Genomic DNA, 20,338 nt, shown 5'->3' with positions numbered 1-20,338 from the left:
CGCGGACGATCAGGTGGCGGTCAGAGCGGTTGCCAGGGGTCGGTACCAGACATTCATGCTCTCCAGCCCTCCGGAGATCTGGGTGTTGCGGACCAGCGTGCCACCAAACCGATAGCCGCACTGACTGAAGGTGATGTTCATGCCAAAGGAGGTGGCACGGGCGATGGTGTAGCCCAGCTGTACCCCTTCCTGCGGCATGTGTCGTTCAAGAAACTGCAGCAACAGGTGCGCCAAGCCCTGGCCGCGGGCGTCGGGCCGGGTGGCGAAATCGGTCATTTCGGCATGGCCGGCCGTCACATCCATTTCGGCCGACGCCAGGGCCAGCAACTGCCCGCCCCGCCAGATGCCGGCATAGCGCACCTGCTCGGCCAGAGTCTGCCGCAGGTAATCGGGCTGATGAATCGGAAAGGGGTAACTGGCAAACACCTGCCGGTACAACTCCGCCATGGCATCGCAATCCGCCGCTGTCGCCAGCCGGCAGACCAGACCATCCGGCACAACCTGGGGCCGGGGCGGCCGGGCCTTGGCCAGTGCCAACTGCAGCACCTCGGCCACCTGATCGGCGGCCGGATCCTGCTGCCGCGCCGGATCGGCATAGCGCGCCAGAAACCAGCCGTCGTCGCAACCACGGTAAAAACCGGGCACCCGCGCCTCGCAGACATAGCCGCGCAGCGAAAAAGCCTCTGCCTGCGCTGCCGGCACCTTGGCAAACACCTTGGAATAGCCATGGCGCGCCACCAGCCCGTCGATATGATCGAGCAGCGCCGGCAGATCAGCCGCGGCCAGCTTCATCAGATAGACCCGGTCGCTGGCCGGGCCATGCTGCAACAGCGAAGCGCCAAAGTTTTCCAGTCGATCAGCTGTCATGACGACGCTCCAGCCGGGCGGTTTCCATCGGCGTCAGGCTGATGCGGCTGTCGTAATCGCTCAGCAGCAGTTCAATGCCAGTAGCATCGCTTTCGTCGCCATCCTGCAGATTCAGCTGCAGATGGCAGTCACTGCAGTTGCGATCACAGAAATTGGCGGTGTAACTGTCTGGCTCCTTGTAGGTCGTGATCACGCCCTCGTAATTGCGCAGCACCACCTTGTTGGTCGACAGCGAAATCAGGTAATTGGGGCTCAGCGGTATCTTGCCGCCACCGCCCGGCGCGTCGACCACATAGGTCGGCACGGCAAAACCGCTGGTGTGGCCAATCAGCGCCTCCATGATCTCGATACCCTTGCCCACCGGCGTGCGGAAGTGGCTGAGGCCCTCAGACAGGTCGCACTGATACAGGTAATAGGGCCGTACCCGGTTTTCCACCATCTTGTGCACCAACGCCTTGATGATGCGCGGGCAGTCATTGACACCGGCCAGCAATACCGCCTGATTACCCAGCGGGATACCGGCATCCGCCAGCTTGCGCAGGGCTTCGCGGGCCGAGCCGGTCACCTCGCGCGGATGGTTGAAATGGGTGTTGAGCCACAGCGGGTGGTGCTTCTTCAGCAGAGTCACCAGTTCGTCGGTAATGCGATAGGGCAGCACCACCGGCATGCGGGTACCGATGCGAATAACCTGCACATGGGGAATCTGGCGCAGGGCGGTGAGAATCCAGTCAAGATAGGCGTCATTGAGCATCAGCGGATCGCCACCCGAGAGCAGCACATCACGGATCACCGGCGTGGCACGAATGTAATCGAGACCCGCCTGAATCTGCTCACGGTCGGGAATCGAATCCACATCGCCCACCTTGCGTTTGCGCGTGCAATGGCGACAGTACATGGAGCAGACATTGCTGACATGGAACAACACCCGATCAGGATAGCGATGGGTGATGCCCGGCGCCGGGCTGTCAACATCCTCGGCCAGCGGGTCGGCCATGTCGCAGGGCTCCACCTGCAGCTCGCGTGGATCGGGAAAGGCCTGACGGAACACCGGATCGCCCAGCACATCCGCCCGATCAATCAGCGACAGATAGTAAGGCGTTATGCTCAGCGGAAAGGTTTTGACGGTCTGTTCCAGCTGGCGCCGGTGGGCGGCGTCGAAGGTCACGCCCAGCAAGCGCTCGACGGTCGCGATATCACGAATGCTATGCTTGAGTTGCCAGCGCCAGTCGCGCCAGTTGGACAGACCAACCTGCTCGTTACACAGCTCGCGGGCCAGCTGCTGCTGGGAAGAAGAAAAGATTTTCATGGTATGGAAGACTCCCTCTGTTGAGCGGTTTATCGCTACGAGAATGGCTGGTTTGATTTTGGAGTGAATCATTAGAACACGAACGATGCTAACAAAAATCATCAGCCCCTGTCAAGACCAAGGGCTGAATCGTGCCTAATCTGTCAGATTGGAAGAGCCCTGAGCGCCGGCTGCCGCGGGAGCAACAGCGGCAGCCGGCAGGTGCGTCAGGGCCGGAAGGGATTCCGGCTGAAACAGCAGCGCCAATCGTTCCAGCGCCAGGGTCAGGTTCTGCCGTTCCTCCAGCGGCAGAGCCGCCAGCGCCTGCGCCAGCCGATCCTGCAGCACGGTCGGCGCCTGGGCGGTCAGCTGGGTGCCGGCCGCGGTGAGAGACAGATACACCTGACGGCGGTCGCGGCGGTCGCGCTCGCGCTGCAACAACCCCTTCTCCTCCAGCCGGTCGACAATCCCGACCACCGTACTGGGACTCAGGTACAGGCGCCGCGCCAGCACGGCGCTGGTCAGCGGCCCCAATTCACGCAGGGTCAGCAGACAGTCCAGCTGGGGGCCGGTGATGTTGTGCTGTCCGGCCAGGCGATGGGAGGACACATCCACCGCCCGGATAATCGGCCGCAGCGCCCGCAGCATCCGCAGCGCGGCCCGCGTGGCATCGCCCACCGCTTCTGGAACCGGCGGCGCCGGAGCACTTGTGTGCGGATTTTCCTTCATTGTTCCTGCCCTGTTCGTGATTGACAGCCCCAAGCCGCAGCAAAAAGCCAGAACGCCTCCGCGGTCAGAGGGTCTGGCTTCTCAGAGGCTGTGTATCACAAACGGATCCGTTAGGGCAGCAGAAAATCCTGCAGATTGGTCTTACCATAACAGACGGCCGGTTCAGCCTGGCGAACCTGTCGCGCCACCAGCGCCAGCAGGGTCTTGACGCCGGCGGTCTTGTCCGGATCGGTCAGCGGCAGCAGCCGCACCGTCAGACTGGCCGGCTTCTGCGCCAGCTGAATAAAAAAGCTCTGCTGCCGGCCCGCTTCAATGGCCAGTGCCTCAATGAGCGCACAACTGCCAGCAGCGTTGAGATAGCCCTCGCCCAGCTTCAGAATACGGGTTTCATCCTTGAGCGTCTCAGGTCTGAGCACCTCGAAGACCTGTCGCAACGGCGGCGTCTGTTCCAGTACAACATGGGGCATCGGCAATCCTCCGGCGAAAGAATGGTTTTTGTCCTAGACAAAATGTCTTTTGCCTGATTATATATCGAAAAAAAGCGAGCATGACAACCCGTTACAGCAGCATTCGCCAGCAGGAGGCAAACCATGGAGTTTCTGCAGAAAAAACAACAGGAAATCGTTGATGGCCTGTATGGCTTCTTCGCCGAACAGGTTCGCTGTCAGCCTCGTCGGACCCTGCGGCAGGTGGAAGCGGAACTGCAGGCCCTTTACGTCCGCCAGGGCAATGACTGGACCGGCCGTGGCATCATTGGCGACAACAGCCAGATGGCCACCATTGCCGGCCTCGAAGCCGTGCGGGCCGCCTGTCTGGAGACCCTGGAACAGAGCGGCGACCGATCATGAACGCCGCCGTTGTTGGCGCCGGCATGGCCGGCGTGACGGTGGCGCGCCTGCTGCAGGAAGCCGGCATCGCGGTCACCCTGTTCGACAAAAGCAAGGGCAGCGGCGGCCGGCTGGCCAGTCGTCAATGGCATGGTGACTGGATCGATCACGGTGCGCCCTACTTCGGTGCCGAGCAGCCGGCCTTCCATCGCTTTCTGCGACAACGCCTCGCCAGCAGCGTACTGGCCACCTGGCAGCCCGGCATCGCTGGCCTAGTGGCCGCCGACGAGCAGTCCTGCTACGTCGGCGTACCGCGCAGCAGTGCCGTCACCCGCGCCCTGCTGGCGCCGGTCTGCTTTCAGCCCGCCACCCGCGTGACCCGGTTGCAGCGCGACGGCAGCCGTTGGCAACTGTTCAACGATGGCGATTCCCTGCTGGGCAGCTGGGATCTGGTCCTGCTGGCGCTGCCGGCGCCCCAGGCCCGCCCCCTGCTGGCAGCGCTACCCGCACTGGCGACACAACTGGCCAGCGTGGAAATGGAGCCCTGCTGGGTCACCGTGATGCAGACCGCCACCCCTGTTCCCCTGCCAGATGTCGAGATTGGCGCCCATCCCCATCTGCGGCGCATCACCCACAACAGCGCCAAACCCGGTCGCAGTCGACAGGGCATCTATGTTCTGCAGGCCTCAACCGCATGGTCACAGAACCACCTGGAAGAACCGCCGGCAGAGATTGGCGAACAGATGCGCCAGTTCTGGCTGGATTGTCGGCCCCCAGCCCGCGACAGTCAGATCCTGTTCTGCCATCGCTGGCGCTACGGTTTTACCCGCCAGGCCCTCGGTCAGGCCTGTCTGTGGCAAGCGGCAGAACGGATTGGCCTGTGCGGCGACTGGTGCCTTGGCCGCCGGGTGGAAGACGCCTGGCTCAGCGGCCTGAATCTGGCACGACAGGTTCTCGGCAGTCCTGCTGCCACCCTCTGACCCCCGGCCGGCCCCGAACGCACCCCTTCGGTTTGCCGTCGGGGCCGGCACATTTCCACCATACACCCAAAAATTATCGGTATTCCGGCAGGATAGGCTAAAAACCCGCAGCCCCACCGCGCTGCCCGACCTTGCCGCTGCCGCCCAGTGCATAGCGCCACCATACGTTCGCCCCGCCACAATCGCGGTTCTCATCCCGGCTTGGCTCGCCGCAGCACAGGCAGGCAGAATAGCGCCCTACATCTTTTATCTGATTTCAATCACTTGAAAAGATTTTTACTTTTTATGTTGCTTTCTAGACGGCTTGGCACGTCTTGCGCACTAGTATCTGGGCAAGAGCAACGCACTACCGCAAGCCTTCAACCGTAACCACAGGAGGACATCATGAAAACCACCACGCTGCTGACCTTGACTTCCTTGCTGGCGGCTTCGCCGGTCTACGCGGCGGCCGATGCTTCCTCCAGCGGTTTTCTGCTCTGGGCATTCCTTGGCTTCTTTGCCCTGCTGATCGCCACCCAGATCCTGCCGTCGCTGCTGTTGCTGGTCGGCATCACCCGGGCGGTAACCCACAGCAAGGAAACCCTGCCGCTGAAATAGTCAGGCAGAAGGACAACGGAACAAACCGATGACCGATTCAACCCCATAAACGCTTTAAGCACAGGAGGACGCCATGAAAACCACCCTTAAAACCACCCTGCTCTCGTTGGCCTTGTTGCTGGTTGCCTCGCCGGTATTTGCTGCCACGCAGCGCGCTGACCACAGTGGTCTGCTGGTCTGGTTGTTCCTCGGCTTCTGCGGCCTGATCGTTGTCGCTCAGCTGGTTCCGGCGGTTCTGGTGATGTTCGGCATCGTCAAGGCGGTTGCCAGCCCGAAGGAAGTCAGCGGCAAGGCCTGAGACCTGACCCTCTGAACCCTGATTTCAAAGCGCGGTTGCACAAACAAAAACAAGGGCTTGACCGGTATCGGTCAAGCCCTTGTTTATAGAAAACTGGCGGAGGGGGTGGGATTCGAACCCACGGTACCTTGCGGTACAACAGATTTCGAGTCTGTCACCTTCGACCTCTCGGACACCCCTCCGCAGCGACAAATCAGGGCGTGAACTTAGCAGCTTTTTTACGCGAACGCAATTGCTGAAAAAAGCCCGACAGCATTTCGCTACATTCGACACCGCAAACACCTTCGGTGACACGGACAGCATGATTGAGGTGAGGATCGGCAGCAAAATTGAATACTGAACCGACGGCGCCGACCCGTGGATCGCGGGCACCGAACACCAGTCGCGGCACCCGCGCCAGCACAATGGCCCCCATGCACATCAGGCAGGGCTCCAACGTCACATAAAGGGTACAGTCGAGCAGCCGCCAGGAACCGAGCCGGCGGGCGGCTTCGCGCAGGACAATCTGCTCGGCATGGGCGGTGGGGTCCTGCCAGAATTCGCGGCGGTTGCCACAGCGCGCCAGCACCCGCTGGTGCTGGACCAACACCGCACCAATGGGCACCTCGCCCAAAGCCTGCGCCTGACGGGCTTCGGCCAGGGCCAGTTGCATGTAATATTCATCGCGGACAACAGCCGCCAAGGCATCGTTGGTCACAGGATCTCCGCGCCGGAAGTCGGCAGGGCGCCAAAACGCTAAAAACCGGGATTGGCTGAAGGGGGTCGGTGGACTTGACTTGCCCGACCAAACCGCTAAGATGATTCGCCCTTGATACCAGACCCCTGCCCGCGCGACAACCCTTCGCGTTGCCAAACCGGCAGCACCGGAGCCGATCATGCCCCATCAGCAGCAGATCCGCCAGCTTATCGCCCGCGAAGCGGCGCGCCTGATCTACGAGGAAGGTCTCGACTACAGCGCCGCCAAGCACAAGGCCGGCAAGGCCTATGGTTCCGACCAGGCCCTCAGCCGTGGCCACTACCTGCCCGCCAATACGGAAATCCACACCCAGCTGCGCGAACTGATGGCACTGTATAATCCGCCCGACACCGACCAGCAGCTCGACGCCATGCGCTATCTGGCGCTGGAGTTTCTCCAGCGGCTGGAGCCGTTCAGCCCCTACCTGACCGGCGACGTGCTGCGCGGCGAACTGACGCCCCACAGCCTCATCGAGCTGCATCTGTTCGCCGATGACCCGGACGAGGTGGAAATCTTTCTCAACCAGCAGGACATTGCCTTTACCGCCGCGCCGGCCGACGCCCACCAGCAGGAGCAGCAACATCTGCTGAGTATCGACGATCAGGATTTTCCGCTGCTGTGCTATGTGTTTCCGCGCAGCCGGCGCCAGCAGGGTCTGCGCAGCCCCATCGACGGCCAGCCCCTGCCGCGCGCCAGCGCCCGCCAGCTGCAGCGCCTGCTGGAAAACCCGCCGGACGACGAGGAGACCTCATGAATCCGCTGGAGCACCTGCCCCTGGGCCAACCGACCCGCTATACCGACCGCTACGACAGCGGTCTGCTCTGTCCCGTGCCGCGCCAGCTCAAGCGTGCCGAGCTGGGCATCGACACCCCGCTGCCCTTTGTCGGCGAAGATCTGTGGAACGGCTATGAGCTGTCATGGCTCAATCCCAAGGGCAAACCGGTGGTGGCGCTGCTGCAGCTGCGGGTGCCCTGTCACAGCCCCAATCTGATCGAATCGAAATCCCTCAAGCTCTACCTCAACAGCTACAACCAGACGGCATTCGCCACCATGGGCGCCGTGGCCGACCAGTTGCGACGCGATCTGAGCGCGGTGGCCGGCACTGCCGTGACCCTCAGCCTGAGCCATCCCGACGATGTGGCGACCTGGCAGGTTGGCCAGCTGACCGGCCAGTGCCTTGACGATCTCGACATCGCCATCGACCGCTATCAGGTGGACAGCGGCCTGTTGTCCTGTGCGCCTGCCGCTCCAGAGGTGGAGGAACAGCTCTACAGCCATCTGCTCAAAAGCAACTGCCTGATCACCTCGCAGCCCGACTGGGCCAGCCTGTGGCTGCAGTATCGCGGCCCGGCCATCGACCACGCCGGCCTGCTGCGCTACCTGATCTCCTTCCGCCAGCACAACGAATTTCACGAACAGTGCGTCGAACGCATCTTCACCGATGTGCTGCGCTGCTGCCGGCCGACCCAACTGAGCGTCTACGCCCGCTATACCCGCCGTGGTGGCCTCGACATCAATCCCTGGCGCAGCACCGACACGGCCGTAGCGCCCAATTGGCGACTGGCGCGCCAGTAAGCTCGTCGTCCCGCCCAGGTTCTGCCAGCCTCCTGCCCGCCGCGCCATTCTGCCTCTGGCCACCAGTTTCCGTGTCGCCGGCCGCGTCGGCTTCGGCATTGACAGCCGCCGGTTGGCCCCGCAATAATCGCCGCAACCTCTCGCCGCCCGCGAGCGGATTGACCGCACCCTCAGCGGATTCATCCGCTCGCCCGCTGCCACCCAGGGGCAACCCGCCAAGGAGATCCGGCCATGCAGCTTCAGATCGTCTATTGCGCCTCCTGAGGCCACAAACCCCGCGCGGCGAGTCTCGCCGCCGAATTGCAGAACGCCCTGCCCCAAGCCCGCATCGAGATCACTGCGGGTCCACAGAAAAGCGAATTCGCCGTTTTCCTTGATGGCTCAGCGATTTTCTCCCGTCTGGAACAGCGCCGCTTTCCCGAGGCGGAGGAACTGCTGAAGCTGTGCCACGCCACCGGCCACTGAGCCGGTCACGCGCGGTCTTGTTCTTGTCGCTCCCCTTTGCCTGCCGCCGGCCCTGAAACCCTTTATGACCTACGATGACCTCAAAAAAGCGCTGCACCAATTCGGCTTTCACGAAAGCGACCGCCTCAGCATCCGCCAGATCCGCCAGCGCCATCGCCAGCTGGTGCGCAAACACCATCCCGATGCCAACAGCAACGCCGATCCCGAACAGATCCGCCAGCTTAACGCCGCCGCCAGACTGCTGATGGACTATCTGCAGGACTACCACTTCGCCTTCAGCGCCGAGGAGTTCTATCAGCAGCGCCCTGAAGAACGCCTGCGCCAACAGTTTTCCTGGGATCCCGTCTGGGCCGGCAAGAAGGAGTCGTAACCGCCGGTCAGTTGAGGGCGCGCGGGTCGAGCTGACCGCGCTCCAGCGCCTGTATCATCGCTATCAGCCACGCCAGCGGTTGCCGAATCAGCCGGCCGGTGGCCAGGGCGCTGAACGCAAACAGCTGCTGTTGCAGGGCCAGATCAAAAGCGGGCTGGCGCGGCGCCTTGCGCCAGCCCGCTGCCGGTCTATACTGGCAACTGTCGTCCCGGTCGCTCGCTGCGGCCGGCCGGCGGCCACCCTGCTTCTCACCCGCACCGCAAAGGAGTTTCCGTTATGGCCAGAACCGCCTGGGTCGATCCCGACGAATGCATCAGCTGTGGCCTCTGTATCGAAAACCTGCCCGAGGTGTTCCGCTTTGCCGACAGCGGCAAGGCCGAATGCTACAACAGCGCCGGCGCCAGCGAGGCCGACATCCAGAACGAGGCCATGGACCCCTGTCCGGTGTCCTGCATTCACTGGAAGGACTGAAACCTCTGCGACAGCCAACTCAACAAACCCCTGAAGACACGAAACGGTGATAACGCACATACTCGGACACAACCCCAGAATGTGCGTTGTTTTTTGATCCCGATCAAGGGCATGTCCTTTCGCTGCTGGCACAGTACTGTTGCTGGAAGCTGCCTTCAGCTGACGGCCAGGTAATCAACGCCTCCAAGCTGGCCTGCAGCCGGCCGCATTCCCTTTCTCGCGGAGCCTTCCATGACGATTCCGACCCCGTCCCGCCGCAGCCTCGGCCTTGTGGCCCTGCTGCTGCCCCTGTTGGGATTACTGGTCCATGTCGCCCTGCGCAGCGGGCCACTGGCACCGGTGGCCGTGACGCTGGTGCGGGTGGAGCAGCGCGCCCTGCAGCCGGCCCTGTTCGGCATCGGCCAGGTGGAGGCCCGCCACCGCTACCGCATCGGTCCGACCCAGCCGGGCCGTCTGGCCACCTTGTCGGTGCGGGTGGGCGAACGCGTCGCGGCCGGCCAGCTGTTGGCGCGCATGGATCCGGTGGACCTGGAGGCACGCATCCTGGCCCAGCAGGCGGCCCTGCAGCAGAATGCCGCCCGTCAGCGCGAAGCCCGCGCCCAGCTGGACTACGCCGAACGTCAACGGCAACGCTACCAGCTGCTGCAACAGCAACAGGCCGTCAGCGCCGAACAGCTGCTCGATCGACAGCACGAGGCCGCTCTGGCCGCAGCCGGACTGGCGGCGGCACTGGCCGAGCAGCAACGGCTGCAGGCCGACCTGCAGGCCCTCAGGGCCCAGCAGCACCATCTGGAGTTGCGCGCGCCGGTGGACGCCCTGGTCGTCCGCCGCGACACCGACCCCGGCTCGACCCTGGTGGCCGGTCAAACGGTACTTGAGCTGATCGACCCGAACAGTCTGCGGCTGGAGGTGCGTTTTGATCAGCTGCATGCCGGCAGGCTACAGGCCGGTCTGGCGGCACGAATCGCGCTGCGTTCCCGGCCGCAGCAGGAGCTGGCAGGCCTGGTGCTGCGCCAGGAGCCCCTGGCCGATGCCATCACCGAGGAACTGCTGGCCAAGGTTGGCTTCGCGCCACTGCCACCGACGCTGCCCGCTATCGGTGAACTGGCCGAGGTGACGGTGCTGCTGCCGCCGCTGGAACCGACGCCGGTCATTCCCCAGGCCGCCCTGCAGCGCCAGGGTGGCCAGACCGGCGTGTGGCAGAAGCGGCAGGGCAAGGCGAGCTTCGTTCCGGTCATCACCGGCGCCAGCGACCTCGATGGCTTCGTCCAGGTCACCCAGGGTGTGCGGGCGGGCGACGAACTGGTCCTTTACAGCGCCAAAGCCCTGCGGCCCGGCAGCCGCCTGCGGCCGGTCGCACAGCTGACCGCGGCGCTACGGCCATGATCAGCCTGGCCGGCCGCGACATCCTGCACAGCTGGGGCAAATTCGTCTTTACCGGCATGGGGCTGGGTCTGCTGATCGGTGTGACCCTGGTGATGGCCGGGGTCTACCGTGGCATGGTGGACGACGCCCGCGTACTGCTCGACAACAGCGGCGCCGATCTGTGGGTGGTACAACGCGACACCCTCGGTCCCTACGCCGAACCATCGAGCCTGTACGATGATCTGTGGCGCGGTATCCGCGCCCTGCCCGGCGTCAGCGAGGCCGTAAACGTCACCTATCTGACCATGCAGGTACGCCAGGACCAGCGTGACCTGCGCGTGCTGGTCTGCGGCATCGCGCCGGGTGGCCCCGGCACGCCGGGCTGGCCACCCCAACTCATCGCCGGCCGCCATCTCAGCCGCAACCATTACGAAGCGGTGGCCGATCAGGCCAGCGGTCTGCAACTGGGCCAGCAGGTGCAGATCCGCCGCACCCGTTACCGCGTTGTCGGCCTGACGCGCCGCATGGTGTCGTCCAGCGGCGATCCGATGCTGTTCATTTCCCTGCGTGACGCCCAGCAGGCACAGTTTCTCAAAGACAACGACGCCCTCTGGCAACAGCGCCGCCGCATTGCCGCCAGCCCGCTGTACAATCCGCCGGGCCGGCCCGATCTGCTGCCGGCGGTCATTGCCGGGCAGAGCGTCAACCCCTACGTCAACGCCGTACTGGTGCGACTGACCGCCGGCGCCGATGCCGAACAGACCGCCCAACAGATCCGCCGCTGGAAACGCCTCACCGTCTACAGCCGCAGCCAGATGGAAGGCATTCTGGTCGGCAAGCTCATCGCCACCAGCGCGCGCCAGATTGGCATGTTTCTGGTCATTCTGGCCCTGGTCAGCGCCGCCATCGTCGCCTTCATCATCTACACCCTCACCCTCGGCAAGATTCGCGAGATCGCCGTGCTCAAGCTGATCGGCACCCGCAACCGCACCATTGCCGCCATGATCGTGCAGCAGTCCGTTGCCCTGGGCCTGATCGGTTTCAGCGTCGGCAACATCACCGCCAGTTACAGCGCACCCTATTTTCCCAAACATGTCCTGCTAATGCCGCAGGATGCCCTGACCGGCCTGGCCGCCGTGGTACTGATCTGCCTGCTGGCGTCACTGGTAGCTATCCATGCCGCCCTGCGGGTCGATCCGGCCCAGGCCATCGGAGGCTGAACATGGCGGGCGGCATCCGCATCAAGGCGCTCAGCAAGCGTTATGGCCAGGGCGAAACGGCCGTGCAGGCCCTGCGCCAGGTTGATCTGCAGGTGGCGGCAGGCGAGGTGGTCGGCCTCATCGGCCCCTCCGGCAGCGGCAAGAGCACCCTGCTCAAGTGCCTGGGCGCGGTCATCGAACCAAGCAGTGGCCGCATGGTGCTGGGTGACGACTGCATCTACGACAACGGCTGGCGGGTGCGCGATCTGCGCGCCCTGCGGCGCGACCGCATCGGTTTTGTCTTTCAGGCGCCCTACCTGATTCCCTTCCTCGACGTCTGCGACAATGTTGCCCTGCCGGCCATGCTGGCCGGCACCGCCAACGCCGTTGCCCGCCGGCGGGCCGGGGAACTGCTGGAGGCCCTCGACGTGCAGCACCGCGCCCGTGCCCTGCCGGCCCAGCTGTCCGGCGGCGAACAGCAGCGCGTCGCCATCGCGCGGGGTCTGATCAACCAGCCGCCGGTGATTCTGGCCGACGAGCCCACCGCACCGCTCGACAGTGAGCGGGCTCTGGCGGTCATCGCCATTCTCAACAACATGGCGCAGCAATTCGAAACCGCCGTCATTGTCGTCACCCACGACGAAAAGATCATTCCCACCTTCAGGCGTCTCTACCAGATCCGCGACGGCCAGACCCGTGAGACTGCCGGCGAGGGTCGCCCGCTGGGCTGAGACAGCTCCCGCCGGCCAAACGCACAACACCCGCTGTCAGCAGGCTGACAGCGGGTGTTGTGGTGTTCATACCGGTGAGGGCGGGTCGTCAGAAGCGCCCGAACTCATCGTCGTCCAGCGCAATCATTTCAGCCGGTTTCTGCGGCCGACCGGCCTGGCCACCGCCCCAGCTGTCGGACGGGGCTTTCAGGGCCGACTGCCGCCTGGCCGGCGCTGACGCGGCAGGCTGGCGTGCCGGGGCAACAGGACGGGCCGGCGGCCGCACTGCGGCCTGCTGGTAGAGGGTGAAGCGGGCCAGCATCTCCTGCAGCTGCTGGGCCTGGGCCGCCAGCTGCTCGGCAGTAGCGGCGCATTCGACGGCGTTGGCGGTGTTCTGCTGGGTGACTTCGTCGATCTGGCTCAAGCCAATGCTGATCTGGCTGATGCCCTGGGTCTGTTCGTCGCTGGCGGCGGCGATCTCGCCCACCAGGTCGGAAACCTTGGTGATGCCCTGGACGATGCCGGTGAGGGCCTCGGCGGTACTTTCAGCGATCTGGGTACCATTGCTGGCTTTTTGTACCGCGCCTTCGATGAGTTCGGCGGTTTCGCTGGCGGCTTTGGCGCTGCGGGCGGCGAGGTTGCGTACTTCTTCGGCGACAACGGCGAAGCCTTTGCCGTGCTGGCCGGCGCGGGCGGCTTCGACGGCGGCATTAAGGGCCAGCAGGTTGGTCTGGAAGGCGATTTCGTCGATGACTTTGATGATGCGCGAAATATTCTGGGCCGAGGTGTTGATCTCGGCCATGGCGCTGACCATTTCCTGCATCTGGCGGTTGCCTTTGGCCGCCGCCTGGCAGGCGTCGCCGGCGAGTTGGTTGGCCTGGACGGCGTTGTCGGCGTTCTGTTTGGTGCGTGAGGCCATTTCGGTCATGGAACTGTTGATTTCTTCGAGCGAGCTGGCCTGTTCGGTGGCGGCCTGCGACAGGGCTTGGCTGGTATCGCTGATCTGGTCGGCGCCGGCGCTGATCTGATCGCCGGCGATACGGACCTGCCCCATGCTGTCATTGAGGGCCAGATTGGCCTGGCTCAGCGGCTGACGGATCAGGCCCTGGGCTTCGAAGGTGAAGTTGCCTTCGGCCAGCCGCTGGAAGGCGGTGAGGATCTCGTCGCGCAGGTTGTCGGCAAAGCCGTTCATGGCCCGCCCGAGGCGGCCGATCTCGTCGCCGCTGTTCACCGCCAGACGCTGGTTCAGATTGCCCTGCCCCAGGGCTTCGACCATGGCGACCGTTTCACCCAGCGGCCGGCTGACGTGGCGGATGAAGAAGACGGCAATCAGCAGGGCATAAACCAGCAGACTGCCGAGCACCGCACCACTGCTCTTCCACAAAATGGCAGCCAGGCGGGCGTCGGCCTCGTCAAGCGACTGGATAACCTCAAAGGCGCCGTGAATCTCGCCCACGCGCCAGTTTTCCATCCGGCCACCGGTGGGATCGAGCCCCCTGTCGTTGCCCCACAGGGCTTGAGAGGTAGCCGGATCGCCGTGACAGACCATGCAGTTCTGCGACAGCACCACCGGACGGAAGTAGCGCACGGCGTTGCGGCTTTCATCGATTTCGTAATACTCACCCAGCTTCTGGTCGCGAAACAGGTTGAGTACCCGCGCCTCCAGGGCATCGGGCTCGTTGGCCGGATTACGCGGCTTGAACTTGGGCACCTTGAATTCATAGCCACCGTTCTGGGCTTCCCGCATGGCGGCCCGCCAGGCGGCTACCACCGGCACGGCGGAAATCAGCTGATCCGTCTGACCCTGATCGGCGAACTGCCGCAGCATGGCGGTGGTGAATACCCCCTTCTGGTACAGATCTTCCATGCCCTGGCGAGTCGACTCGACCGTCACGGTAATGGCACGGGCCTTTTCGACAAAGGTAGCAACCGTATCCTGCCGCGTCTGGCGAACATAGGCGGTAAACAGACCGGCCAGCAGCAGGGTCGGCAGCAGCACCCCGACGGCGATGACCTTGACTTGCAACGACAGATTCTTCATGCACTCAACTCCTGCTGACAACGAGATGTGAGAGAACTGCGGGAAACGCTGCGATCGAATGCACAATCTATCATCCGCGGCAACAAGGCTCAAGCATCGCGAAAGTGTCTGACCCTTTTTGCCGCGATTCCATCAGCCGCGCCACCACCGCGAACCGGACACCAGCACCGCCAGCAGACAGAGCCCGGCAAACAGCCGCAGACTCGCCGTCATGGCGGCCAGAAAGGCCGGCGCCTGGGCGACACCGATGACGGTGGCGCCCAGATGGTGATTGAGCAACAGCAGAATCAGCGCCATACTGCCGGTCATCCCCAGAGTACGCATGGCCGCCGCCAGCCCCGAGGCCATGCCAAGATGTCTGGCTGGTACACTGCTGAGCACCCCCCGGGTATTGGGCGATGAAAACAGGGCAAAACCGGCCCCCAGCACCAGCAACAGCACCACCAGGCCGGCCAGCGACGTGTGCAGATCAATGCGCGAAGCCTGCCACAATCCCAGCGCGCACAACAGCATGCCGGCCGTGGCCAGGCGCTGGGCCGGCCAGTGGTCCGACCAGCGACCGCACAGGGGCGAAAGCAGCGCCTGCACCAGCGGTTGCAGCAACAGCAAGCTGCCAGCTTCGCGCGGGCTGTAGCCGCGCAACAGTTGCAGATACAGGCTCAGAAAAAAGGTCAGCCCGAAGGTGCCGGCATAGTTGAGCAGCGCGGCCAGATTCCCCAGGGCAAAGGCGGCGTTATGGCGCAACAGCGCCACCTGCAGCAGCGGATAAGGCGTGCGGGCCTGCAGCACCACAAACAGCCCCAGCAGCAACGCGCCCGCCAACAACAGCGGCCAGGCCCAGGGCTGCGGCAAACGGGTCGCGGCCACCACCAGCAAACCAATGGCCAGGGCATAAACCAGCCAGCCACGCACATCCAGCGGCTCCCCGGCGGCAGCCGCCGCCTCGACTGCCAAATGACGACTGGCAACCACAAAAGCCAGTCCGCCCAGCAGCGGCACCAGCCAGAACAGGGCACGCCAGCCCAGCGCCGATACCAGCAAGCCGCCGAAAAAGGGCCCACAGGAAATGCCGGCATAGACGGCCGCCACGGCAATCCCCAGCGCCCGGCCGCGCTGCCCTTCGGGAAAGGCCGTGATGACCATGGCCATGGTAGTAGCCATCACCATCGAACCGCCAACCCCCTGGGCAAAGCGCAATCCGATCACCGTGACAATGGTCGGCGCCAGGGCAATCAGACCACCGGTCAGGCTGAACAGCACCAGCCCCAGGCGGAAGATGCGCCGCCGGCCGCAGATATCACCCAGCCGTCCCATGCCCAGCAGACACATGGCCGCCGCCGCCACATAGGCCGTTTCCACCAGTCCCAGCTGGCGGGCGCTGGCCCCGAACTCAAGACCGATGGTCGGCAGAGCAATGCCCACCGCCGACATCATGAACGGCATCAGAAACTGGGCAATGCAGACCACCAGCAGCGTGGCACGCTGCTGCTGCAGCTGAACGGAAGCAGAGGGCATGGGCAGGAACCTTTTTTTATGGAAGAATCAGCCGGAATGCGCCTCGCAGTATTCACCAGCCAATACCGAACATAGCGCCACGGACACGCCCGCGTCACCCAGGAAAACCCCAGCCTCAGGAGCCACCATGAATCTTGCCCCCTTTGCGCAATGCTGTCTGTCCCTGCCGACCTGGCTGCTCCAAGCCGAGCGGGAGGTGCCGATCCTGGCCGGTGCCACCGCGCGCATGCGCTGGGTACTGGCGCTGGCCCGCCGCAACAGCCAGACGACCGCCACGGAAACCGCTGGCGGCCCCTTTGCCGCCGCCGTTTTCGATGCCGACAGCGGCGCGCTGATCTGTGCCGGTGTCAACCGTGTCATCCCCAGCTGCTGCTCGGCCGCGCACGCCGAAATGGTTGCGTTGATGCGCGCCCAGCAGCGTCTTGGCCAGCACCGGCTCGATCTGCTGCCGCCGCGCCGTTTCGAACTGGTCAGCTCCACCGAACCCTGCGCCATGTGCCTCGGCGCCCTCCCCTGGGCCGGCATCCATCGCCTGCTGTGCGGCGCCCGCGATGAGGATGCGCGCGCCATCGGCTTCGACGAGGGCGACAAGCCCGACCGCTGGCAGGACAAACTGCAGCAGCGCGGCATTGCCGTCGTCACCGATCTGTGCCGCAGCGAAGCCATCGCCGTGCTGCAGGATTACGCCCGCCAGCAGGGTCAGCTGTATTGACGGCACCGGCGAGCACCGCTCCCGCAAATCGGCTACTCTCTGAAGCCTGTTCCCGCAAAAACCAACCTGGTTATTGGGCAACGGTGCGCATTCTTCATAACCCTGCGGAGGAGTTTCACGCATGCGAATTCTGTATTCCGGCCTGTTTTTGTTGAGTTTTCTGCTGCACGGTTGTGGTGACGACGGCAGCTGCCACCTCAACCAGAGCCTGTCGCTGTCCGGCAGGGTTGCGGATGGCTATTGCGAGCGGGCCCTGGTCTGTCTGGATCTCAATGAAAACTTCATCTGTGACGACAATGAACCCAGCGCCCTGAGTGATGCCTCTGGCGGCTTCCGCCTGGAACGGCTTGAGCCGGCCTGGGCGGAAAACGCGCCGCTGGTGGCACAGATTGTCGCCGGACAAACCCTGCTGCACGAGGACACTGGCACAGAACTGGCGCAGGATGATTTTATCCTGAGCGCTCCGCCGGGCGCCTACCGCCAGTTAACCACTGACGGCGCAGTCTTCATCAGCCCGCTGACCACGCTGGTGCATGGCCGCCTGTTGCGTCATCCAGCCATGAGCATGGAGGAGGCCGACCTGATTGTGCGGGGCGAACTGGGAACTGCCGCCAGCCTGTTCCGCGATTACCTTGCTGCCGCCGAGGGTGACGATCAGCCGGAGGAATACGCCCGGCTACAGCGTCTTGGCCGCATTGTCGGCCAGTCGCTGCCCGGTTTTCTGGCACGCTACCAGCAGGTAGCGAGCGAAACCGAAGGCTCGACGACGATTGAGGCAACAGCCGCCGCCCTGGCACAGCTGGCCCAGCACGCCTTCGATTATGCCTCCGTTGAACAGCAAACCGACGACAACGCCCGGCAGCAGGCGTTGGAAGCCCTGCTGGCCGGGGAACAACCGCGTAGCGTTCTGGCCCGCTGGGCCCTGCCCTTCGAGCCCATCAGCGCCCGCGAGGCCCTTGCCAGTGGCTATTATTATCTGAGACTGGACGGCAACCCGGTGTGCCGGCTCGACCTGTTCGGCGCTACCCTGACAAACGGCACATACCTGCTGGACCGGCGGACCTTCTCGTTCACTGCCGCTACCGGCAGCTGGCAACAGCGCAGCCCGGAAGAACTGGCCGGCAGCGGTCTGTACCACCTCGGTCCCAATGGCTGGGTGTGGTTGACGGGCAACAGCGCGCAGCACATGACGATTCAGAACGATGGCAACCTGATTCTGGAAACGGTCGGGACGGGCCATCGCCGTCTGATGCATGGGTTGCTGTCGCAGGACGTTGCCGGCCTGCCGCTTAACGCCTTCGCCAGTGAACTCGGTCTCAACTTGCCGGAAGACGTCCTCTTTCCTGAAGGCTCGCGCTATTACCTGGGACTGCAAACCGGGCTTGATGACCAGTATCAGTTCTTCGCTTCCCAGCCAGCCCAGGCAGGTGCCCGTCTGGAGGGGCTGATCCCGCCCACCGAGGCTGCAGAACGCAGCCGCATTATCGAGGCCTACGGCCACGAACTGCTGCTGCGTGTCATGCGGGGATCGGCTGAGGCTCCGCAGCCGGTCGCCCTGGCCCTGCTGCTGAAGGATGGCTTTGTCTGGCACGGCATGCGGTTTGCCGCCGTACCGGGGCAAACCCACGGATTCAACCAGATCGCGGCCGAAAGTCTGCTGCAGGCCTATGCTTCGCAGGCCAACGCCGCCGCGCAATAAGGCCTGTGGCCCAAAACCGGCGGCGGAAAAACGGTTCAGGGGGCTGCGGTTGTTAACCACAGCCCCCTGTAGGTATCTCAAGCAAACACCGGTGCCAACGTTCTTGACAACCAGAACTGAAACGCAAACGGGCTACAGCCTTTTGAGCTGTAACCCGTTGTCTTTAATGGCGCGCCGCAAGAGATTCGAACTCCTGGCCTTCTGATCCGTAGTCAGACGCTCTATCCAGCTGAGCTAGCGGCGCAATGGCTGTGCTTTATCGCTTTTTTTCGTCGGTTTGTCAACCGACTTTTTTCTAAAAATGGCGGAGAGAGAGGGATTCGAACCCTCGGTACGGGTTTACCCCGTACACTCGCTTAGCAGGCGAGCGCCTTCAGCCGACTCGGCCATCTCTCCGCATGGGTTTTCTGTCGTACTTTGTTCAGCGGCTGACCTTTTCAGGCAAGCAGCGATCTTTCTGGTCAAGTTGGCGGAGGAGGTAGGATTCGAACCCACGGAACTTTCGTTCAACGGTTTTCAAGACCGCCGCCTTAAACCACTCGGCCACTCCTCCGTTACCGAACGCTTATCCGATCACTTCCATTCCGCCCATATAAGGGCGCAGAGCCTCGGGAATACCTACCCGGCCATCGGCCTGCTGGTAGTTTTCCAGCACCGCCACCAGCGTTCGCCCGACAGCCAGACCGGAACCGTTGAGCGTATGCACGAACTCGGGCTTGGCGCCCTCCTGTGGCCGATAGCGAATGCCGGCGCGGCGCGCCTGAAAATCGCGAAAATTGGAACAGGACGAGATTTCACGGTACGCCTGCTGGCCCGGCAACCAGACCTCGATATCGAAGGTACGGGCTGCCGAGAAGCCGATATCGCCGGTGCACAGGTCGACTACCCGGTAGGGCAGGCCCAGTTGCTGCAGCACGGCTTCGGCGTCCGTCAACAGCCTGACCAGCTCGGCATCAGAATCCTGCGGCTGGACAAACTTGACCAGCTCAACCTTATTGAACTGGTGCTGACGGATCAGACCGCGGGTATCGCGGCCATGAGCTCCGGCTTCCTTGCGGAAGCAGGGGGTATAGGCGGTGTAGCACAGAGGCAACTGTTCGGCCGCAAGAATTTCGTCCCGGTGAATATTGGTTACCGGAACCTCGGCCGTCGGGATCAGGAAATAATCCGGACCTTCAACATGAAACAGGTCATCCTCGAACTTGGGCAACTGCCCCGTCCCCGTCATGGAGGCTCTGTTTACCATAAAGGGCGGCAGCATTTCAACATATTTGTGCCGCTCGGTATGCAGGTCGAGCATGAAATTGATCAAGGCCCGTTCGAGGCGGGCGCCGGCCCCTTTGTAGAGGGCAAAGCGGGCGCCGGTCAGCTTGCCAGCCCGTTCAAAGTCAAGAATATCGAGCTGTTCGCCCAGCTCCCAGTGCGGTTTGGGCTCAAACCCGAAGGCCGGCGGCTCACCCCAGTGGCGCACCACCAGATTGTCCTCCTCGCCAGCGCCGACAGGGCAGTCTTCGTGGGGCAGATTGGGAATCAGCATCAGCCGCTGCTGCAGGTCATCGCTGACCTGACGCAGGCTGTCGTCGAGCTCCTTGATCTCAGCCGACACCGCCTTCATGCGGGCGATTTCATCCTGCAGCGCGCTCTTGTCCTTGCTGCGGCCAATCAGAGCAGAGACCTGATTCTTTTCCGCCTTCAGGGCTTCGCTGCGACCGAGCAGTTCGCGCCGCCGGGCATCCAGCTGACGGAAGTCGGCCAGGCTGATGGCGGTACCGCGCTGGGCCAGGCGCTGCTCTACAAGATCGAGATGGTCACGAACATATTTCAGATCAAGCATGGCTTTCTCCCAAGGCCGCCGGGGCCCGTCAGATTTCCGGCCGGTACAACTAACACTTTGACC

At 63.6% G+C, this 20,338-nt stretch carries 21 protein-coding genes, 4 tRNA genes and 1 pseudogene; 14 read left to right on the top strand and 12 right to left on the bottom strand.

Going from position 1 to position 20,338, the window contains the following annotated elements; all coding sequences use genetic code 11:
• Positions 1-9: 9 nt before the first annotated feature.
• The 4 genes from ablB to BLR80_RS04630 all read right to left on the bottom strand — a co-directional run bounded on the left by ablB (position 10) and on the right by BLR80_RS04630 (position 3,348).
• Positions 10-867: a putative beta-lysine N-acetyltransferase gene (gene ablB / locus BLR80_RS04645; protein ID WP_092076756.1), complete on the bottom strand. Its 858-nt coding sequence runs from the start codon at positions 865-867 to the stop codon at positions 10-12.
• Positions 857-2,173: a lysine 2,3-aminomutase gene (kamA, locus tag BLR80_RS04640; RefSeq protein WP_092076754.1), complete on the bottom strand. Its 1,317-nt coding sequence runs from the start codon at positions 2,171-2,173 to the stop codon at positions 857-859. The genes ablB and kamA overlap by 11 nt, the downstream gene beginning before the upstream one ends.
• Before the next feature lie 135 nt (positions 2,174-2,308).
• The gene (locus BLR80_RS04635; RefSeq protein WP_092076752.1) at positions 2,309-2,881 is read right to left on the bottom strand and encodes a MarR family winged helix-turn-helix transcriptional regulator; all 573 of its coding nucleotides are present in this window, start codon (positions 2,879-2,881) and stop codon (positions 2,309-2,311) included.
• 110 nt (positions 2,882-2,991) lie between these two features.
• Positions 2,992-3,348 carry a hypothetical protein gene (locus BLR80_RS04630; protein ID WP_092076750.1) on the bottom strand — a complete coding sequence of 119 codons (357 nt, stop codon included), beginning with the start codon at positions 3,346-3,348 and terminating at the stop codon, positions 2,992-2,994.
• Between the two features lie 123 nt (positions 3,349-3,471).
• Here BLR80_RS04630 and BLR80_RS04625 point away from each other — a divergent pair, with 123 nt between their 5' ends.
• From BLR80_RS04625 to BLR80_RS04610, 4 genes are all read left to right on the top strand, one after another.
• The gene (locus BLR80_RS04625; protein ID WP_092076748.1) at positions 3,472-3,729 is read left to right on the top strand and encodes a hypothetical protein; all 258 of its coding nucleotides are present in this window, start codon (positions 3,472-3,474) and stop codon (positions 3,727-3,729) included.
• Positions 3,726-4,688 (top strand): NAD(P)/FAD-dependent oxidoreductase, encoded by a 963-nt coding sequence (locus BLR80_RS04620; RefSeq protein WP_092076746.1) that lies wholly within the window; start codon positions 3,726-3,728, stop codon positions 4,686-4,688. The genes BLR80_RS04625 and BLR80_RS04620 overlap by 4 nt, the downstream gene beginning before the upstream one ends.
• 384 nt (positions 4,689-5,072) lie before the next feature.
• Positions 5,073-5,285 (top strand): hypothetical protein, encoded by a 213-nt coding sequence (locus BLR80_RS04615; protein ID WP_092076744.1) that lies wholly within the window; start codon positions 5,073-5,075, stop codon positions 5,283-5,285.
• A 73-nt stretch (positions 5,286-5,358) separates the two neighbouring features.
• The gene (locus tag BLR80_RS04610) at positions 5,359-5,583 is read left to right on the top strand and encodes a hypothetical protein (protein WP_092076741.1); all 225 of its coding nucleotides are present in this window, start codon (positions 5,359-5,361) and stop codon (positions 5,581-5,583) included.
• A 94-nt stretch (positions 5,584-5,677) separates the two neighbouring features.
• Here the strand turns inward: BLR80_RS04610 and BLR80_RS04605 are convergent.
• Together BLR80_RS04605 and tadA are read right to left on the bottom strand one after the other, a co-directional pair.
• A tRNA-Ser gene (locus BLR80_RS04605) sits at positions 5,678-5,765 on the bottom strand.
• 11 nt (positions 5,766-5,776) lie between these two features.
• Entirely contained in the window at positions 5,777-6,280 is a 504-nt protein-coding gene (tadA, locus tag BLR80_RS04600) for a tRNA adenosine(34) deaminase TadA (RefSeq protein ID WP_281241590.1), read from the bottom strand.
• 178 nt (positions 6,281-6,458) lie between these two features.
• Between tadA and BLR80_RS04595 the strand changes: the two genes are divergently transcribed.
• The 8 genes and pseudogenes from BLR80_RS04595 (at position 6,459) to BLR80_RS04560 (ending at position 12,495) form a co-directional block, all read left to right on the top strand.
• A complete protein-coding gene (locus tag BLR80_RS04595; RefSeq protein WP_092076738.1) occupies positions 6,459-7,073 on the top strand; it encodes a hypothetical protein in 615 nt (204 codons plus the stop codon).
• The gene (queF, locus tag BLR80_RS04590) at positions 7,070-7,894 is read left to right on the top strand and encodes an NADPH-dependent 7-cyano-7-deazaguanine reductase QueF (protein ID WP_092076736.1); all 825 of its coding nucleotides are present in this window, start codon (positions 7,070-7,072) and stop codon (positions 7,892-7,894) included. The genes BLR80_RS04595 and queF overlap by 4 nt, the downstream gene beginning before the upstream one ends.
• Before the next feature lie 276 nt (positions 7,895-8,170).
• Positions 8,171-8,359 (top strand): annotated as a pseudogene (locus BLR80_RS04585) (Rdx family protein); the annotation flags it as partial.
• A gap of 64 nt (positions 8,360-8,423) precedes the next feature.
• On the top strand, positions 8,424-8,729 hold the full coding sequence (locus tag BLR80_RS04580; protein ID WP_092076732.1) for a molecular chaperone DnaJ: 306 nt from the start codon (positions 8,424-8,426) through the stop codon (positions 8,727-8,729).
• A gap of 276 nt (positions 8,730-9,005) precedes the next feature.
• Entirely contained in the window at positions 9,006-9,200 is a 195-nt protein-coding gene (locus tag BLR80_RS04575) for a ferredoxin (protein WP_092076730.1), read from the top strand.
• Positions 9,201-9,431: 231 nt separating this feature from the next.
• Positions 9,432-10,586 carry an efflux RND transporter periplasmic adaptor subunit gene (locus BLR80_RS04570; protein WP_092076728.1) on the top strand — a complete coding sequence of 385 codons (1,155 nt, stop codon included), beginning with the start codon at positions 9,432-9,434 and terminating at the stop codon, positions 10,584-10,586.
• Entirely contained in the window at positions 10,583-11,785 is a 1,203-nt protein-coding gene (locus BLR80_RS04565; protein WP_092076726.1) for an ABC transporter permease, read from the top strand. Before BLR80_RS04570 ends, BLR80_RS04565 begins: the two co-directional genes overlap by 4 nt.
• A 2-nt stretch (positions 11,786-11,787) precedes the next feature.
• Entirely contained in the window at positions 11,788-12,495 is a 708-nt protein-coding gene (locus tag BLR80_RS04560) for an ABC transporter ATP-binding protein (RefSeq protein ID WP_092076724.1), read from the top strand.
• Positions 12,496-12,583: 88 nt separating this feature from the next.
• Here the strand turns inward: BLR80_RS04560 and BLR80_RS04555 are convergent, their stop codons facing one another.
• Together BLR80_RS04555 and BLR80_RS04550 are read right to left on the bottom strand one after the other, a co-directional pair.
• Positions 12,584-14,515, bottom strand: a complete 1,932-nt coding sequence (locus tag BLR80_RS04555; protein ID WP_092076722.1) for a methyl-accepting chemotaxis protein — start codon at positions 14,513-14,515, stop codon at positions 12,584-12,586.
• Positions 14,516-14,647: 132 nt separating this feature from the next.
• Positions 14,648-16,030, bottom strand: a complete 1,383-nt coding sequence (locus BLR80_RS04550; RefSeq protein WP_092076720.1) for an MFS transporter — start codon at positions 16,028-16,030, stop codon at positions 14,648-14,650.
• A 127-nt stretch (positions 16,031-16,157) separates the two neighbouring features.
• Here BLR80_RS04550 and BLR80_RS04545 point away from each other — a divergent pair, with 127 nt between their 5' ends.
• Together BLR80_RS04545 and BLR80_RS04540 are read left to right on the top strand one after the other, a co-directional pair.
• Positions 16,158-16,742, top strand: a complete 585-nt coding sequence (locus BLR80_RS04545; protein WP_092076718.1) for a nucleoside deaminase — start codon at positions 16,158-16,160, stop codon at positions 16,740-16,742.
• A gap of 121 nt (positions 16,743-16,863) precedes the next feature.
• Positions 16,864-18,441 (top strand): hypothetical protein, encoded by a 1,578-nt coding sequence (locus BLR80_RS04540; RefSeq protein WP_092076716.1) that lies wholly within the window; start codon positions 16,864-16,866, stop codon positions 18,439-18,441.
• A gap of 167 nt (positions 18,442-18,608) precedes the next feature.
• Here the strand turns inward: BLR80_RS04540 and BLR80_RS04535 are convergent.
• The 4 genes from BLR80_RS04535 to serS all read right to left on the bottom strand — a co-directional run bounded on the left by BLR80_RS04535 (position 18,609) and on the right by serS (position 20,275).
• Positions 18,609-18,685 (bottom strand) — tRNA-Arg (locus BLR80_RS04535).
• Between the two features lie 58 nt (positions 18,686-18,743).
• A tRNA-Ser gene (locus tag BLR80_RS04530) sits at positions 18,744-18,837 on the bottom strand.
• Between the two features lie 71 nt (positions 18,838-18,908).
• Positions 18,909-18,994 (bottom strand) — tRNA-Ser (locus BLR80_RS04525).
• Positions 18,995-19,006: 12 nt separating this feature from the next.
• Positions 19,007-20,275 (bottom strand): serine--tRNA ligase, encoded by a 1,269-nt coding sequence (serS, locus tag BLR80_RS04520; protein WP_092076714.1) that lies wholly within the window; start codon positions 20,273-20,275, stop codon positions 19,007-19,009.
• Positions 20,276-20,338: the final 63 nt, after the last annotated feature.

It is taken from the genome of Desulfuromonas thiophila (assembly GCF_900101955.1).
Taxonomy (GTDB): domain Bacteria; phylum Desulfobacterota; class Desulfuromonadia; order Desulfuromonadales; family Desulfuromonadaceae; genus Pseudodesulfuromonas; species Pseudodesulfuromonas thiophila.
Note: the sequence above shows the minus strand (reverse complement) of the source record. Positions and strands in the feature narration are given on the sequence as shown.